We start from the raw sequence: 247 nt of genomic DNA, 5'->3' as shown, positions 1-247 counted from the left end.
ACCGCCCCGCGGCGGCGACCCCTTCACCGCCGCCGCAGGCGGGTACCGGTCCGACTACGGACAGCCTTCCCCCTCGCCCGAGGCCCCCCTCCACGGCAACGCCGCCGCCTCCGACCGGGACGCCGCCTACAGCGAGGCACCGAGCTACAGCGGCTCCGAACCGAGCGGGTACCCCCAGTACGACGGCGACCCCTCCACCACCGGCGGATACACCTACGGCACCGCGTCGACCGTCTACAACGACACA

1 protein-coding gene is annotated in these 247 nt (G+C 73.7%); it reads left to right on the top strand.

All coding sequences use genetic code 11. The annotated features are described in order from the left end of the window. Nucleotides 1-247: hypothetical protein (locus tag LP52_RS27875; RefSeq protein WP_040276959.1), on the top strand; the 247-nt coding region annotated here is incomplete at both ends.

Origin of the sequence: Streptomonospora alba, from assembly GCF_000826685.1 — a bacterium.
In the GTDB taxonomy this organism is placed as follows: Bacteria; Actinomycetota; Actinomycetes; order Streptosporangiales; family Streptosporangiaceae; genus Streptomonospora; species Streptomonospora alba.
The sequence above is the reverse complement of the archived record's forward strand: the minus strand, read 5'-3'. Positions and strand labels throughout refer to the sequence as shown.